This window comes from Vibrio parahaemolyticus, from assembly GCF_900460535.1.
In the GTDB taxonomy this organism is placed as follows: domain Bacteria; phylum Pseudomonadota; class Gammaproteobacteria; order Enterobacterales; family Vibrionaceae; genus Vibrio; species Vibrio parahaemolyticus.
The window spans coordinates 1033959-1051788 of the sequence record NZ_UHIL01000002.1 but is presented as its reverse complement, the minus strand read 5'-3'; the positions used below and the strand labels follow the sequence as shown (position 1 = coordinate 1051788).

The window sequence follows — 17830 nt, the reverse complement described above, 5'->3', positions numbered from 1 at the left end:
GCCCTTTCCCCCAAAGGGCTCTATTTCAAGTTTTTAAGTTTTAGTAATACCTCTGTTTTCAACAACTACATAAACCTACAATTTACAAGGCTTTAAAAATGAAATTCAAACCTTCCCTACTCGCTTGCGCAGTTCTCAGTGGTCTAGTCGGTCTGACTGGCTGTAACGACGACACAACCAACATTTATGAAGGCGGTGATACCAACCCTGCGCTGCCGGATATTCCTGACGGCGGCAAGCCAGTATGTCCTCCAGTTGGCGATGGCGACTGTGATGACAAGCCAAACCCAGAAACACCTGAAATCGACATGGGCGTTCACATCCCGGTAGATTTCGCCGATATGGACGTAACACGCTACGTCAACCCATTTATCGGCACAGGTAACCTAGGCAACACCTACCCTGGTGCAACCACACCACACGGCATGGTGCAGCTTTCTCCAAATAACGGTTCTAACGGCTGGGAATACATTTCAGGCTACTACTACCACGACGCACGTACTTCCGGTTTCTCTCATACCCACCTTTCCGGAGCAGGTGCTGGCGACTTGAACGACATTCTCGTCATGCCAATCAACTCGCGTTCGGATTACATGATTGATGAAGGTTCGGCAACGCTAAACCTAGAAGCGTCTCGCTTCCAACATCGTGACGAGCAAGCGACGGCAGGTTACTACAAAGTCGATCTATTGGATTACGACATCAAAGCTGAGTTGACGGCGTCTGATCGCGTTGGTGTGCACCGCTACACCTTCCCTCGTGATGAGAAGTCAGAAATCATCGTTAACACTGGCTTCAAAATTAACTGGGACTACACATCAGATTCTTACTTGAAATGGGACAAAGACAATAACCGTCTAGAAGGTCACCGTTTCTCTGATGGTTGGGCACCAAGCCAAAAAGAATTCTTCGTGATGGAATTCGACCAACCAATCAAAAACGTTCGCTTTGCTTACTATGATAAAGAGCAAGGTCGTTACATGGACGTGCCAGAAGGCATTACGGAAATCGGTAACGAGACACGCGGCAAGTACCAATACGCACGCGCTTACGTTGAGTTCGATACCTCAAAAGACGGCTTAACGGTTGAAGCAAAATTGGCGCTATCAAACGTTGAGATCGGCGAGAACGGCAAATCAGGTGCTTCTCTTAACATGACAGAAGTTGCGGGCATGAACTTCGACCAAGTACGTAAAGCGGCAACGAAGAAATGGGAAGACGAACTCGGCAAGATCCAAGTCTCTGGCGACGAAGATTACAAACAGACGTTCTACACCGCGATGTACCACTCGTACCTAGGTCAAACCATTCACTCTGACTTAGATGGTCGCTACCGCCAAGTTCACCAAGGTCGCAACGCTTACCCAGATGGCAACACACCTTGGGGCGATAAGATTGATACGCTGAAAGAGTCAATCCGCACAGCCGATGCAAACAAAGATGGCAAAGCAGACTTCACGCGCTACGACACTTTCTCGTTGTGGGATACCTACCGCGCGGTTCAACCGCTGTCTTCGATTCTTGAGCCAGACCGCCTAGCAGACGTGGTGCTGTCTATGTTGTCTTACGCCGAAGAAGAATGGGTGGATGACAAAGGCAACGTGCGCAAAGGTCGCCTGCCTGAGTGGACATTCAAAGGCAACGAAACCGGCATGATGATGGGCATGCACTCAACGCCTGTGATTCATGATGTGCTGTCGAAAGGCTCACTAGAAAAACGCATGATCGACCTTGGCTTCACAGAAGCAGAGCGCAAAGACGTCAAAGAGCGCTTGGTTGAAGCGATGATCACTGACGCGCGCGCCGCAACGAGCCAAGGCGTAGCATGGATCAAAGAGTACGAAGAACAAGGTTACGTGCCAGCGCAATTGCACGACACTCCACCAGATTCTTACGGCGGTCACTCACCATTTAAAGACTCTTGGACAGCATCTTACTCGCTTGAATACTCAATGAACGACTGGGCAATCGCGCAATCGATCAAAGAAGTATTTGGTGAAGAAGATCCACGCTACACCGAGTTCGCTAACCGTTCTAAAAACTGGCAAGCGCAATTCGACTTCGGTGGTAAGCAATACCAAGGTTGGTTCAAAGCCCGTGACTACGATGGCGAGTTTATCGATGCAGGTTGGGTAGACCCAATCACCGGTCGTGCGGTGGGTAAAGACTGGCGTCCAGACATGTTTAACTGGGCATTCTCTGAGTCTAACGGCTGGCAATACTCGTTCAGTGTTCAGCACGACATTCATGGTTTGATTGATCTGATGACACGCTTCGACAAGACACAAAACCCTGAAGCAGAACGCGGTGACTTGTTCGCAGCACGCTTGGATGAGTACTGGTCAACCTACCCAGACCGCAACGCAGGTGACAACCAATTCCCAGTGTTCAACACAGGTAACGTTGGTCAGCACGTTCAAGGTAACGAACCAGATATCCACGTACCGTACCTGTACAACTACGTAGGTCAACCTTGGAAAGGTCAGGCAGCTATCGCCGCAGCAACCAACATTTGCTACAAGAACACCGCTGACGGCATTTGTGGTAACGACGACTTCGGTACGCTCTCTGCGTGGTTCGTGTTCCGTGCACTTGGCTTCTACCCAGTGAACGCTTCTTCTGGCATCTACGAAATCGGCACTCCGCTGTTTGAAAGCGCGTCTATCGATGTCGGCAACAACCAGAAGTTCACGGTGACCGCGAAGAACGTTAGCCGCGAAAACATCTTCATTCAATCGGCTCGCTACAACGGCAAAGACTTCAACCGCACTTACCTAACTCATAACGAAATCATGTACGGCGGTGAGTTGGAGTTCGTGATGGGCGACAAACCAAATCAACGTTGGGGCTCTCTAGAGCAAGATCTTCCACCAGCACAAGGCATCGGTGAGTTCTTGCATGAAGACGAGATGCCTTCAGGTTCTCGTTAATCCCAATAGTGACAACTCAGCCGGGGGAGCGCATCTCCCGGCTACCCCTACAAGCAAATTTTATAAGCAGTCCTTTATAAACAGTCTCTTATAAACACTTTTTATATACGAATAACGACAAAACGGTATGCACATGTTTAAACGTAATCTTATCTCTTTGGCTATCCTGGTTGGTCTGACGGGTGGCTTGGCTGGCTGCAACAGCGACAACGATTCTTCCTCTTCACTGCCGGGTGATCCAATTGTTGATCTTGCGGTATTGAAATACGTCGATCCTATGATCGGTACAGCAGCTTCTGGTCATACATTCCCGGGCGCGACTGTACCGGCAGGTATGGTTCAACTGTCTCCAGATACTTTCATCGGCTCTAACACAGACCACGAATCGGGTCTTAACCCTTGGCACTCGGCATCTGGCTACTGGGATTCATCCAACTACGAAACTGGCGAAGTAGTTAACACTGACGTTCCGCTGTACGGCTTCTCCCATACTCACCTTTCAGGTACAGGCGCAACGGACTTAGGCGACATCTTGGTTCTGCCATACGCAGACATGGCGAACACACAACTGAACTCGTTCGACAAAGCCAATGAAGAAGCAAGCGCAGGCTACTACAAAACCAAGCTAAACCAAGGTCAAATCGAAGTAGAACTGAGCGCAACCAAACGCGTTGGCTTGCACAAATACACCTTTGCTGAAGGCGCAGACCGCAACGTGAAGTTCGATTTAGGTCATACCCTAATGAACAACAACGGCAAGTCTTTGAAGAACAAAGTAGAAGTGGTGGACGAATACACCATTCGCGGTTGTAAAACCTCAACTGGCTGGTTCCAAGGGCAAGATCACCAAGGTCAGGACATCTTCTTCTACGCGAAATTCAACCAACCAATCGCCAAAGCAATGTTGGGTGAACAAGACCTAGAACCAACGCGCGAAATGCGTAATGGGGCGGTTTACTCAGGCGATGATCTGACCGCTTACCTAAACTTCGGCACAGGCGAAGAGCCAATTGAAATCCGCGTGGGTATCTCTCCAGTTAACTGGCAAGGCGCACAGAAAAACTTAGAAGCGGAAGCACCAAGTTTCGACCTAGCAAAAGTAAAAGAAGACGCAGAATACGCGTGGGCTGAGAAGCTAGCAAAAATCAAAGTCGAAGGCGGCACAGACGCAGAGAAAACCAACTTCTACACCGGCATGTACCACATGATGATCGCGCCAATCGAGTTCTACGATGTGGATGGTCAATACGTGGATATGCTTGGCACAGTGCGCACACTGAAAGATGGCGACACACCAAACTACTCGATTTACTCAACCTGGGATACGTTCCGCGCGGTTCACCCAATGTGGACTATCATCGACCCAGACCAAGCAACGCTATACGTGAAAGACTTGATTCGTAAATCCAACGACGAGTTTGGTCTATTGCCGAAATGGGAAGGTCACGGCTCAGAAACCGGCACCATGATCGGCTACCCATCGGCAGCGATTCTGGGCGATGCGGTAACCAAAGGCTTGATTGATGCAGAGCAAGCTTACACCGCATCAGTGAAATCAGCACGTTACACTCCGCATGAATACCCACAGATTCATGACGACATCCTAAGCTCACTCATGGCAGGTCAGTTGAACTACCACGAGAAAGAACAGTGTGTTCGTTACCCGAACTGGAACTCAGTGTCGTACTCGTTGGAATTCTCATTCTACGATTGGACGATCGCAGAAATGGCGAAAGCCGCTGGCGATATGGACGCGTATGAAGAGTTCAAAGCTCGTTCTTACAACTCTTTGAAACACTGGGATGCAGAAGCAGGTAACGCAGACGGCACGGGCTTCTTCGTACCGACAGAACTGAAAGAAGGCGACCCATGTGCGCTGAAATACGCTTCAACTGACTTCGACCCTTACAAGTCTGACGCGTTCTACTACACAGAAGGTAACGCGTGGCAATGGCAATGGGCGTTCATGCAAGACTTAGACAAGCTGACTGAAATCATGGGCGGCACGCAAGGTCTGAACGACAAGCTGAACAACCTATTTACTGCCGATCCAAATGGCGGCGAAGCGCACCAAGATATGACAGGCTACATCGGTCAGTACATTCACGGAAACGAACCTTCGCACCACGTCATCTACTTGTACAACCGTACTGAAGAGTCTTACAAGGCGCAGGAATACCTAGACCAAGTTTACGACCAATTCTACAAACCGACACCAGACGGCATCATCGGTAACGAAGACGTAGGTCAAATGTCGGCGTGGTACTTGATGTCAGCACTGGGCTTCTACCAAATCTCGCCAACCGATCCAACCTACAGCATCGGTCGTCCAATCTTCGACAAAGCGACGGTAGACATTGGCTCTGGCACCTTCACGGTAACGGCTGAAAACAACGGTCCAGACAACATGTACATCAAAGAAGTGACCATCAACGGCAAGCCTCTGGATGTGTACAACACCTTCCAGCACAGCGAATTCAAAGCAGGCGGCGAACTGCACTTCGTGATGACAGCTGACAAGTCTGAAGCAATGCAAGCCAACCTAGGCGAATAATGATTTTGAGGGGACCTCGTGTCCCCTTTTCTCGTGGAATAAAAACAATGAAACTAAAAAGAACCCTACTCTCTACTGCAGTGTTAACCGCCATGCTTGGTCTTGCTGGTTGTGGCAGCGACTCTGATCCAGAAACTCCAGTTATCTCTACCCCTACTTTGGAATTCGTTGATACCTTGATCGGCACTAAAGGTCTTGGCAACGTCAACCCGTCTCCAGTTATGCCAGAAGGTATGATTCAACCGTCCCCAGATAACTTCGATCCAAACGGTTGGAATGGCAAAGGCTCGCCTGTTGAATACGATCCTGTGCACAGCCTGCTTTCTGGCTTCTCAATGACCCACATTTCCGGCGCAGGTAAAGGCGACCTAAACGACTTCGCCTTCTTGCCATACACAGGTTTCAATACTGATGCCGTGACCATGGATAAAAGCTCGGAAGTGGCGGAGGTTGGTTACTACTCGGTTGACCTTGTAGAAACCGGCGTAAAAGCTGAGCTATCGGCGACCGACCGCGTGGCGTTCCAACGTTACACCTTCAAGCCGGGTGAAGATCGTAAAGTACGTATCGACCTGCAACACGAGCTGTTGGAGCAATACGGCAACCACTCTCGCAGCATCTACTACAAACGCGTTAACGACACCACCGTCGTAGGCGCACGTACCTCAAACGAATGGGGTCAATGGCAAACCGTGTTCTTCGCGGCAGAATTCTCTGATCCAATCGTCGAAGAGAACCTGTACACCAAGCTGGCTTCTGAGAGCAAACTGACTCCAACTGACGCTACTGAAGTCGGCTTGGAAGATTACCGTGGTTACGCAGAACACAAACCAATGCCGGGCGAACCAGAACCTGACCCAGAACGTTTGGCGAAACGCGCAAACGATGTCCTGACGCATTTGAACTTTGGTAAGAGCGATGAGCCATTGGTGGTCAAAGTAGCGATTTCTGGCACTGGCGTTGACGGCGCACTGAAAAACCTAGAAGCGGACACCAACGGCTGGGATTTCGACAACGTCGTACAACAAAACCGCGTGGCTTGGGAAAACATCCTTGGCGAGTTTGAACTGGAAGGCGGCAACAAAGCTGACAAAACCATGTTCTACACCTCGCTCTACCGTACGTTTGTTGCCCCATTCCTATACCAAGACGTGGATGGCAAATACCGTGGCATGGATGGCAAAGTGCACCAAGCAGAAGATGGCTTAGTGAACTACTCGGTTTACTCAATGTGGGATACCTTCCGCGCCGCACACCCACTGAAAACCATCATCGATAAAGACCGCGCGATTGAAAACGCACGCGATCTATTGAACAAATACCAAACGGGTGGCGTGTTGCCAAAATGGGAACTGCACTCGGATTACACCGGTGAAATGGTCGGTCATCCTGCGGTCTCGGTTATCGCCGATATAATGGTCAAACACCCAGAAGCCTTTACCACTGCTGAGTTTGATTTGGCACTGAAAGCCGCTGACGAAACAGTCAACTTCAACCTTGATAAAACAGAGAGCTGGGTACCTTACCAAGATGCTTGGAACGGTGACAAACGCTTCACGGTCATGACACGTCATAACGACTACCAAGAAGACGTTGGCTTTATTCCAGCTAACACCAAATGGGCGCCGGACTCTGGCGACAAACCGGGTTACGTGGAGGGCTTGAAAGTCGATAAATACGACGAGCTTGTGAACGAGTCGGTGTCTTACGGTCTTGAGAACGCATACTACGACTGGTGTATCGCTCAGATCGCTAAACTTGCGGGCAATGACCAACAATACGACCGCTACATGGCGCGCTCTGAATCGTTCAAGAACTACTTCGATTACAACCCAGAGCAATACGGCAAACTGCAAGACACCAAAGGCAACGCATTGGGTGCGACGGGCTTTATGCGTCCGGCTTACATGAACAGTGGCAGCAAGGTTTGGGCAAACAACCTGAAAGCCGAATGTTTGGACGAGAACATGGCGCTGTCTATCCCAGACGGTATGGACTACAACGCGTGTAAAGACCGCAAAGCACTCAACGAAAGTGACGTGTTCTGGCCTTACCGCGCCGAGCACCGTGGTGAAGACTTTACTGAAGGCAATACATGGCAATGGACATGGTTTGCACCGCACAACTTGAACGGTCTGGCTAACGTGATGGGCGGCGAGCACATTGACCGTACTGACTTCTCTCTTCCTGAAGACGTAACCGAACAAGGCAAAGCGGCATTCTTAGCCAACTTGAATGCGCTGTTTAATGCGGACTCCAACGCCGATACAAGCCAATCACACGACATGTCTGGCTACATCGGTCAGTTCGTGATGGGTAACGAGCCAGATCATCACGTGCCTTACCTCTACAACTGGACGGCAGAACCTTGGAAGACACAAGAAATCGTCGATCAAGCGATGAACGAGTTCTACCACCCAACCCATGAAGGTCTGATTGGTAACGAAGACGTCGGTCAGATGTCGGCGTGGTATGTGATGTCTGCATTGGGCTTCTACCAAGTCACACCGGGCGAAGCAAGTTACACCATCGGTCGTCCTCTGTTCGACAAAGCCGTGATTCCAGTCGCGGACGGTAAATTCACCATCACCTCAGAAAACAACAGCCAAGAGAGCATCTACGTGAAGTCGGTGACCATCAACGGCAAACAATTGAGTGACAACTTCAGCTTCTCGCACAGCGATTTGAAAGACGGTGGTGAGCTGCATTTCGTTATGACTTCAGACAAATCTGAAGCGATGAAAGCGCTGTAGCTGACACCCATTCAAATAACGAAAGGGGGCATCTAGCCCCCTAAAAAACTTCACTTCAGTGGAACCATAAACATGAAACTAAAAAGAACCCTTATCTCTACCGCTATACTCGCTGCCATGTTTGGTCTTGCTGGCTGTAACAGTGATGACGACAACAGCAACTCTGGTACACCATCCCTCGACACCACTCTGACCCAATACGTCAACCCATTGATTGGTACGGGCGCAGACGGTCACACCTTCCCGGGGGCGGTTGTGCCTTACGGTTTGGTACAACTATCTCCTGATACCGAAATGGAAGGCTGGGGCTCTGCCGCCGGTTACTTCGACCACGGCAAGCTGACTGAAATCCCAGTGTATGGCTTCTCCCACACTCACCTTTCTGGCACAGGCATTACCGACCTTGGTGATATCTTAGTTCTGCCTTTCACCAAGAAAGAAAACGCCGTTTTCAACACCTTCGATAAAGACAACGAAACCGCAGAAGCGGGCTACTACGCGGTTGAACTGAACAAAGGCGAAATCAAAGCCGAGCTAACTACCACGCAACGTGTTGGTTTCCACCGCTACACCTTCAAAGAAGGCACCACGCCACACATCAAGTTCGATTTAGACCACACCCTCAACAAAGGTCACTTCAACAACCGCACCATGAAGGGTGATTTAGAGTTCATCGACGCTTACACCATCCGCGGTTTACGTAGCTCGAACGGTTGGGCGAACAACCAACATGTGTACTTCTACGCCACCTTCAACCAACCTATCGTCAAAGCTATTGCTCTAGTTGATGGCGCAGAAACGGAAATCGATGTAAACAACGACAACATCGACGCAGTTAAAACCATCGCTTACCTAGAATTCGCACCATCATCAACACCGCTAGAAATCCAAGTAGGCTTGTCACCAACAGGCACAGAAGGTGCAGAGAAGAACCTAGAGGCAGAAGCGAAAGACGTGTCATTTGATACTGCGCGCGCTCAAGCCAACGACGCATGGCACCAAGAGCTTAGCCGCATGATGGTATCTGGCGGCACGGAAGATCAGAAAGAGATCTTCTACACCGCGCTTTACCACGCTTCTATCGCGCCAATGATTTTCCAAGATGTCGACGGTCAATACCCTGCGATGCGTACTCGCATTCAAAAAGACGCGGGCGACACACCAAACTACTCTGTGTACTCCATGTGGGATACTTTCCGTGCAGCGCACCCACTGAAAACCATTATCGACCCAGAACGTGCCGAAGAGTTTGCCAACGACCTGATTCGTAAATACGAAGACGGTGGCATCTTGCCGAAATGGGAACTGCACAGCCATTACACGGGCACTATGATCGGTTTCCCTGCGGTTTCTATCATTGCTGACGCGATGGCGAAAGGCTTAGACATCGACCCACAACTAGCCAAAGAAGCGGCTGAGTTTACGGTGCGTTACCACGAGGCGTCTGAATTCCCAGATTGGACGGAAGACAACAACATCGGCGCAGCAAACGTTGTGCAAGTGAAGGTGTACGAAGAAAACGGCTTTGTTCATCACGGCTACTGGAACAGTGCATCTTACACGCTTGAGTTTGCATATGGCGACTGGGCAATGGCAGAAATCGCGCGCATGGCTGGCGATGTAAAACTGCAAGAAGAATTTATGACTCGTGCCGACAACTGGCTTAACCATTGGGATGCAGAGACGGGCTTCTTACGTCCGAAAAACCACCCGCTAAGCTCATCACCAAACAAACCGCCTTTGGAGTTCAACCAACCGATTGATGAAGAGCGTTTGGATGAGTGTGAAATGGTTGAATGGCCTGAAGGCTCAGGTGTGATGAAAGAAAAATGCCCACTGCTACCATTCGACCCTTACTATGTGGACGAGTTTGCCTACACCGAAGGGAACGCGTGGCAATGGAAGTTCCAACCAATGCACGATTTCAACCGTCTGAAACAAGAAATCTACCAAGCAGACTTGGCTCAAGGCAAAGACACCACGCCAGAGAAAGCCTTCCGTGAAGACTTGGACGAGCTATTCAATGCGCGTTCTTCAAACACAGGTGAAGAGCTGCCAGACCTAACGGGTTACATCGGCCAGTACATGCACGGTAACGAACCATCGCACCACATTCCTTACCTATACGCACTAACGGATGAGCCATGGAAAGCACAAGAGTACCTAGACCGCATCATGTCAGAGATGTACACCAGCGAGCCAACCGGCTTGATTGGTAACGAAGACGTGGGTCAGATGAGCTCTTGGTACTTGATGTCGGCAATGGGCTTCTACCAAGTGACGCCTGCGGATCCGGTCTACACCATCGGTCGCCCTATGTTTGATGAAATCACCATTCCAGTGGAAGGCGGCGAGTTCAACGTCATCGCAGACAACAACAGCCCACACAACAAGTACGTGAAGTCCGTAACCATCAACGGCAAACCGCTGGATGCCAACTTCACCTTCAAGCACAGCGAAATCAAAGCGGGCGGCGAGCTTCACTTCGTCATGACCGGTGACAAGCAAGAAGCGCTTCAAGCTCAGTAACGTTTTATGTAATTCGTGTTTAAAGAATAAGCAGATAGATTAACTCAGTGGCAGGAAGTGACGCGCTTCCTGCCTAAGGAATCAAGATTATGAACTTTACGAAAACCGCTATCGCCACCGCAGTGATTGCAAGTGTTATTGGTTTGGCTGGCTGCAACGATAACGACGATAACACCTCACCAAGCGTCGATACTTCCAACCTAAAATACGTCGACCCATTCATTGGGACAGGCTTTAACGGACACACCTTCCCGGGTCCTGTTGTGCCAGAAGGCATGGTGCAACTTTCTCCAGATACCGAGCTGATCGGCTGGCACTCTTCATCAGGTTACCACTTCGATAAAAAGACCCTGTTTGGCTTCTCCCACACTCACCTATCTGGCACGGGTATGGGCGGCTTAGGTGACATTCTGTTCCTGCCGTTTACCGAAGATAAAGCTAAATACATCGAAGACAGCGACGACTACCGCGAAGCGATTTCAGTCAAGATGGACAAAACCTCAGAAGTGGCAGAAGCGGGTTACTACTCGGTGAAGATTGCTGAGAACGGTATCAAAGCTGAGCTTACAGCGTCTGAACGTGTCGGCTTCCACCGCTACACCTACCCACAAGGTCAACCACAACGTCTGAAGATAGACCTCAACTCCATCCTTAACAGTGATTGGGGTTCGACCTCTCTGCGCAACAAACTGACGGTGAGCGAAGACGGTCATACCATCACGGGCGAGCGCGATGCAGCGCACTTCTCTGGTTGGGCGAAAAACCAAAAAATCTTCTTCTATGCGACTTTCGATAAGAAGATCAAAAACGTTTACATCCTTGCCAATGGTGAGCCTATTGACGGCCTAACGGCAGAGCACGTTTCTGAATTGATTTACGATGACCAAGGTAATCCAGTTAAGCGTGTCAAAGCGGACGTCACTGCCTACATCGAATTTGAAGATGAAGGCTCACAAGAGTTGAATGCGCAAGTGGCGTTATCTGCGGTTGACCCACAAGGTGCAGAAAACAACCACGATGCCGAAGCGAATGTCTCTTTCGATACTGCGCGTAACAACGCACGCGAGAAATGGGCAAAAGCACTCAACTTCTCAATTGAAGGGGGCACAGAAGATCAGAAAGAGATCTTCTACACTGCGCTTTACCACACCAAAATTGCGCCTATGGTGCATCAAGACGTGGATGGTAGATTCCGAGGCATGGGCAAAGGCTCGATTCGTGAAGGCGAAGGGGAATATTCCATCGCTTACGGTCAAGCAACAGAAGAGCAACCAAACTTCTCGGTTTACTCTCTATGGGATACCCAACGTGCATTACACCCACTAAAAACCATCACTGAGCCAACCCGCGCGGTGCAATACGCGAAGAACCTAGTTCAGAAGTACACTGAAAGCGGCTTGCTGCCGAAATGGGAACACTTAGGTGACGAGACAGGCACCATGGTTGGCTATCCAGCGGTAGCAGTGATTGCGGATGCGATCACCAAATTCCCAGAAGAGTTTACTCAGCAAGAGAAAGAGCTGGCGCTGAAAGCCGCGATCGACTCTTCAACTTATGAGAACTACCCAGCACTGCAAGCCGATTGGGATCAAGGCGTCTTGGATCGCACTTTAACCAAGCACATCGATTACATTGAGAAAAACGGCTTCACGCCAGCTATCCAACGTGTCGATGGTGAGCCAGTATTTGAAGACTACACGGTTGAGTCTGTTTCTTACGGTCTAGAAAACGCGTTCTACGATTGGGCTATCGCGCAAATCGCCAAAGCAGCCGGTGATACTCAAGCGGAAGAGCAATACCTTGAACGCTCGAAAGGCTACAAGAAGTACTTCGATTACAACCCAACGGAATACGCAGAACATGGCGTGACGGGCTTTATGCGCCCAGTGATGATTGATGAAACCTTCATGACGCCATTCGACCCATACGGTACGGAACACGAGACAGGCAACTACACCGAAGGTAACGCGTGGCAGTGGACTTGGTTTGTACCGCATGACATCGCAGGCTTGAAGACCATTATGGGTGGCGATGCTGAGTTCCAGAAGAACCTAGAAGCAACCTTCACCGCAGAAAGCCAAGGTACAGAAACACCGGATATGTCTGGTTTGATTGGTCAAGTTGCGTTTGGTAACGAACCTTCGCACCACATTCCTTACCTATTCAACTGGACCGCAGAACCTTGGAAGACACAACAAGTCGTCGACCACATTCTGGATGACATGTATTTCGCTGCGCCAGAAGGCGTCATTGGTAACGAAGACGTGGGCGCAATGTCCGCTTGGTATGTGATGTCTGCATTAGGCTTCTACCAAGTGAACGCAGCAGAACCTATTTACACTGTGGGTCGTCCACTATTCGACAAAGCGGTGATTCCGGTGAAAGGCGGCACGTTCACCATCACCACAGAGAACAACGCCGATGACAACATGTACATCAAGTCTGTCACCATCAATGGCAAAGCTTTGGATAACGGTTTCTTCTTCGACCATTCCGAGTTCAAACCGGGTGGTGAGTTGCACTTCGTGATGACGGGCGATCAATCAGAAGCGATGAAAGCGCCTCAATAACCTTCACTTGAAATGTGTTCCTCAGGCCAAATCAGTCTGAGGAACATAAGCTCAAATCAATCCCTTCCACTAATGACAGTGTCATTTCTGCTGCCGAAACTTCTTTGCAACCCGACGAATTTTGTCCGCACCACAACGGCGTAAATTCATCTCGGTTTTGCTTCTCCATAAGCGCTCTTAACTGAGTCATTTCAATGGAAGCATATGGGAATTTCGGCGCAGACTCACAGATGTAGCCTAGCTCCGACATCGCGCGATTCACAATGCCTCGTGCTGGTCTGCCCGAGAAAACATTGGTCACCGCCGTATGCTGCGCGCGCTCACTGGCAATCGCATATCGATGTAAAGACGAGGTTTTTGCCTCATCACACAACAAATAGGCGCTGCCAACCTGCACGGCACTTGCTCCTAACTTCAGCGCGGCTTGTACACCGTTTCTATCGGCAATTCCTCCTGCTGCAATAACAGGTAAATTCACGCGCTTGACGATTTGCGATAACAACGCCATCAAGCCTAATTGAGCAGATAAATCATCCGATAAAAACATGCCTCGGTGTCCACCAGCCTCCAAGCCTTGAGCAATAATGCCGTCAACGCCTTTTGCTTCCAACCACAGTGCTTCATCCACAGTGGTCGCTGTCGAAAGGATCTTCCCTCCCCAGCCTCTAATTCGCGCTAACAAGTCATCGGCAGGCAAACCAAAGTGGAAACTGATCACTGGCGGTGCAAATGGTTCAATCGCGTCAGCAATATCATGATTGAAAGGCATCCTTGTCGGAGCGTTTGGCTGAGCCTGTACGGTTGCACCAACTTCAGCAAAATACGGTTGCAGCGTTTTTTGCCACTCTTCGTGCTTGTTAGCGTCGTATTTCGGCATTTCATGGCAAAAGAAGTTGAGGTTGAACGGTCGATTGGTCGCCTGTTGAATAAGTTGGAGTTCTTTAACGATGGCGTCTTTATTCAGCATTCCACAAGGTAACGAGCCAAGCCCGCCAACATTACTCACAGCAATGGCCATTTGGCTATCTTGCACGCCAGCCATTGGGGCTTGAATAACCGGTAACTCTGTCCCCAAAAGTGCATTAAATGCGTTGTTTTTCATCGTTCTTCCTTGAGTTCGTCCAACTGAAATTTTGTTGTTTTATGCGAGTTTTCACTAGTGCACATCAATATGTCCACTATCTCATATCGGCTAATTTTCACCCAACTGCGTTGTTATTTCTGTGCACTCAACGCCCACTCAAAATGATATTCCGCGTCAATTAGCGATTACTGACATGAATTTATGTGATCCAATTCAATCGCCTGAGTTACGTGCTTTTTTAAAGTTGCTCTGTTTCGCGAAACCTTACTTCTTACTCAACTTTTACCGGATCAACTATGAAGACATTTTCTAAAAAGCCGTTGCTGTATGCGTTAGCGGCGTTCTCTATCGGCGTGTCATTTTCTTCCTTTGCGGAAATTCGCAACGTCACGTTGCTGCACACCAACGACATTGAAAGCGTTTATGAGCCCGTTGACGCATTTTGGAATCCAGACATTAGCCGCATTGGCGGTATTCCTTACCTTGCCACACTGATCAAACAAACCCGCGCGCAAGAGGAGACCAGTTTCTTGTTCGATGCGGGGGACATTTTCACTGGGTCACTCGCGAAAAAAACGCAAGGCAAGCTCTCTTTCGATTTGTACAGCGCGATGGGCTACGACGCGATAACGCTCGGTAACCACGAATTTGAATACGGCTGGCAAACCTTGAAAGAGAACATGCCAAGAGCCGCCTACCCCGTGCTCAATGCCAACATCAAGTTTGAGCAAAACAATGCGCCTTTTGCTTCGCCATATACCATTGTTGAACGCGATGGCATTCGTGTCGGTGTAATTGGGGTAATGGGCGTTGATGCCTTCTACAACACTATGTGGAAAGGTAATCGCAAAGGTTTGACTATCGACGATCCAATCAAAACCACTCAGTTCTGGGTTGATAAGATCCGCGACGAAGTGGACATGGTTGTCGTGCTCACACACCAAAATAAAACGGCACCAATGCAAACCGACAAAGAAGCCGATCCCGAAGTGCAACGCGGCTTTGATGAAGATTACGACATGGCAGGCAAGCTAAAAGGGGTCGATGTGATTTTTGGCGGCCACTCTGACCATGGCTTATGGAAGCCTGTCGTGCATCCAAAAACGGGCACAGTTATCGGCCTCACTTTCGGCCAAGGTAAATACTTGGGTTACACTAAATTTGCCGTAGACACCGAAAAGCACGACGTAAAACTGCTAGACGGAAAACTGATCCCTGTCGAGTCAGACAAACTTGAACGCGACAAGAAAACCAGCGATCTTATCGCCAACGCTCGCAAACAATACCCAGAGCTTGGTCAGCAGTTGGCGACCATTAATGACACGGCGTACCGACGTTATTATCGCGAATCCAACGTAGGTAATTTAGTAGCAGATATGATGCGCGAAGCCGCTAAAGCGGATGTGGGTATGATCAGCTCGGGCAGTATTCGCGTTGACCTCAACAAAGGCCGAGTAACGATGGAAAACGTAATGGATCTTTTCCCATTCACAGATAAACTTTCCGTCGTAAAACTCAACGGTGTACAGTTGAAAGAACTGTTGGAGTACAGCTACACCTTGCCTTACGGTCTGGCACAATTCTCCGGTATTGAAGCGCACTACGACAACGCAAAACCGCAAGGTAAACGCCTGCTCAGCCTGAACGTAAATGGCAAACCAGTGAACGACTCGCAATCATACAAAGTGGCCACTTACTCTTACGCAGCGAGCGGGGGTGACGGTTATCATGTATTTGAAAAGGGCACGTTAGAATCGCAAGGCGATTCAGTCACCCAAGTATTGATTGACCAATTTAAAGCCAAGAAAGACGTTATCGTTCCGGCTCTGGGTCGCCAAGTGGATGTCAGCGTCAAAGAGTGAGTCTCTGACAAATAACCTCAAAGGATAAGCACCATGACTTTTCGTCGAGAATACAATGGCTGTAAATCATTTGGCTGCCCTAATTGCGGCGTACCTGATCTCAGTTTGTATTCGCGCTCAAATCGGCTTGGCTACGATGCGTGGCATTGCCCTGAGTGTGGTGCTTATCCTCCGGTTTTGATTAACGAGCCGATACTCGCATTGGCTCATCAACTACAACAGCAAACCTTTGAGTTGAAGCTATTGCCTCATTGCGAATGCCGATTACCTGCTTGGCAACGTTACGGGAGAACCGCCGTCGGTAGCCCAAGAGTAAAGTGTCGCTGCTGTCAAAAAACCGCAACGCTGCTGAACCCGAACAAAGAATCCCACACACTCCAACCACTGCTTGATGCTCTATTGGCCGAGGTTTCACCCAAAGATTTACAGTATAAATTGGGCTTGAATCATCGCCGTTTTTCACAATATCTTGAACGTTTGGCAAGTATGCTGGACACTTTTAGTCGCTTATACGAACGTCACTTATCGTTCTCGAATATCCAAACTCGTTCCTTTGTTCAAGTGGCGCGCTCTGGTTTTCGCCACCATGGTCGAGAACAACGTGCAGCGCATATTTGGACACTATGCAGCGCCGATGCCCAAACGGGTTACGTGCTTTTGCTCAGTGACAACGCTTGGTTTCCTCAGACAGAGATGTCAGAGCACGTCATTCCTCAACCGCTTTGGGAGCAAAGCCGTTACCAATTAACGCAGCAAGAAGAAATGCCAAACGAATCAGATGTATTTCTCCAAGCACAGCGCACTTACGACAAAATTCTTAGCCGCAGCCAATTTGACCAACTCGCTTACTGCGATGGTTCGCACGCGAAATCAAAAGAAGTGCTACTCACTCGCCCAGTTTTTGCTGCGCACGCGCACATGCAAAACTTGGCGAAATACTTTGCTAACAAAGTGCCGAAACGCTTTGTCCTCGAACATGAAAGCTTTTTACGAGGGGCAGCGATCACCGCTTTTACCTCCGCCATTAAGCGGGGCACGACGCAACTCTATTATTGCCATATTGGACAAAGTGAGGAAAACCTGAGCTTAAATCATGCAAAGCAAAAGATGAGTTGGTGGGATGAAACGTGGCGTCGTGGAAACATCCAAAATCAATATGGGAGTTGGCAAGTGGGGATGGGTTGGCTGACTCCAAAAAGCGCAAGACCATCGGAATCGATAGACGAATTAATCCCGGCACACCCGAATTGGAACAGCGAGTTTTGGAACCGTTATACCCAATGGTTACCACCAAGCTACGCTGCCCACTTGAGTTTGCAGCGCATTAAACAGTGGCAAGCGATTTATCGATTTCTCTATAACTACTCAGCCATGCAATCACCACCAAAAGTTGGGGTGGATGAGATCGACCTGTCTCGCGTCGATAGCATAGCCGAATCAATCAACCGCTCGGTTAACGCTCCTGTACACCTTTGAACGCTCGAACAAGAAGGCTTCATCAAAACCGATGTTGTTTGAAATGCTGGATCTCAGATACGACTTTTAGCC

8 protein-coding genes are annotated in these 17830 nt (G+C 49.3%); 7 read left to right on the top strand and 1 reads right to left on the bottom strand.

The genetic code is table 11. The annotated features are described in order from the left end of the window. The first annotated feature begins 98 nt into the window (after window positions 1-98). From DYB02_RS21765 to DYB02_RS21745, 5 genes are all read left to right on the top strand, one after another. Window positions 99-2930: a GH92 family glycosyl hydrolase gene (locus DYB02_RS21765; RefSeq protein WP_029803785.1), complete on the top strand. Its 2832-nt coding sequence runs from the start codon at window positions 99-101 to the stop codon at window positions 2928-2930. Between the two features lie 133 nt (window positions 2931-3063). Then, entirely contained in the window at window positions 3064-5484 is a 2421-nt protein-coding gene (locus tag DYB02_RS21760; RefSeq protein ID WP_029803787.1) for a GH92 family glycosyl hydrolase, read from the top strand. Between the two features lie 47 nt (window positions 5485-5531). Continuing rightward, entirely contained in the window at window positions 5532-8237 is a 2706-nt protein-coding gene (locus DYB02_RS21755) for a GH92 family glycosyl hydrolase (protein ID WP_029803788.1), read from the top strand. A gap of 72 nt (window positions 8238-8309) precedes the next feature. Further along, on the top strand, window positions 8310-10766 hold the full coding sequence (locus DYB02_RS21750) for a GH92 family glycosyl hydrolase (RefSeq protein ID WP_029803789.1): 2457 nt from the start codon (window positions 8310-8312) through the stop codon (window positions 10764-10766). An 89-nt stretch (window positions 10767-10855) separates the two neighbouring features. Beyond that, on the top strand, window positions 10856-13336 hold the full coding sequence (locus DYB02_RS21745; RefSeq protein ID WP_029852958.1) for a GH92 family glycosyl hydrolase: 2481 nt from the start codon (window positions 10856-10858) through the stop codon (window positions 13334-13336). Between the two features lie 31 nt (window positions 13337-13367). On the opposite strand, the gene DYB02_RS21740 is transcribed toward DYB02_RS21745, so the two are convergent. Continuing rightward, entirely contained in the window at window positions 13368-14438 is a 1071-nt protein-coding gene (locus DYB02_RS21740) for an NAD(P)H-dependent flavin oxidoreductase (protein WP_029803791.1), read from the bottom strand. A gap of 278 nt (window positions 14439-14716) precedes the next feature. On the opposite strand from DYB02_RS21740, the gene DYB02_RS21735 reads away from it, so the two are divergent. Next, the gene (locus tag DYB02_RS21735; RefSeq protein WP_029803792.1) at window positions 14717-16282 is read left to right on the top strand and encodes a bifunctional metallophosphatase/5'-nucleotidase; all 1566 of its coding nucleotides are present in this window, start codon (window positions 14717-14719) and stop codon (window positions 16280-16282) included. A gap of 33 nt (window positions 16283-16315) precedes the next feature. Then, the gene (locus tag DYB02_RS21730) at window positions 16316-17758 is read left to right on the top strand and encodes a hypothetical protein (protein ID WP_029803794.1); all 1443 of its coding nucleotides are present in this window, start codon (window positions 16316-16318) and stop codon (window positions 17756-17758) included. Window positions 17759-17830: the final 72 nt, after the last annotated feature.

Bases quoted from the DNA above. Each gene is read 5' to 3' on its own strand.
- DYB02_RS21765 (WP_029803785.1), top strand. From the start codon at position 99: ATGAAATTCAAACCTTCCCTACTCGCTTGCGCAGTTCTCAGTGGTCTA.
- DYB02_RS21750 (WP_029803789.1), top strand. From the start codon at position 8,310: ATGAAACTAAAAAGAACCCTTATCTCTACCGCTATACTCGCTGCCATG.
- DYB02_RS21730 (WP_029803794.1), top strand. From the start codon at position 16,316: ATGACTTTTCGTCGAGAATACAATGGCTGTAAATCATTTGGCTGCCCT.
- DYB02_RS21740 (WP_029803791.1), bottom strand. From the start codon at position 14,438: ATGAAAAACAACGCATTTAATGCACTTTTGGGGACAGAGTTACCGGTT.
- DYB02_RS21745 (WP_029852958.1), top strand. From the start codon at position 10,856: ATGAACTTTACGAAAACCGCTATCGCCACCGCAGTGATTGCAAGTGTT.
- DYB02_RS21755 (WP_029803788.1), top strand. From the start codon at position 5,532: ATGAAACTAAAAAGAACCCTACTCTCTACTGCAGTGTTAACCGCCATG.
- DYB02_RS21735 (WP_029803792.1), top strand. From the start codon at position 14,717: ATGAAGACATTTTCTAAAAAGCCGTTGCTGTATGCGTTAGCGGCGTTC.
- DYB02_RS21760 (WP_029803787.1), top strand. From the start codon at position 3,064: ATGTTTAAACGTAATCTTATCTCTTTGGCTATCCTGGTTGGTCTGACG.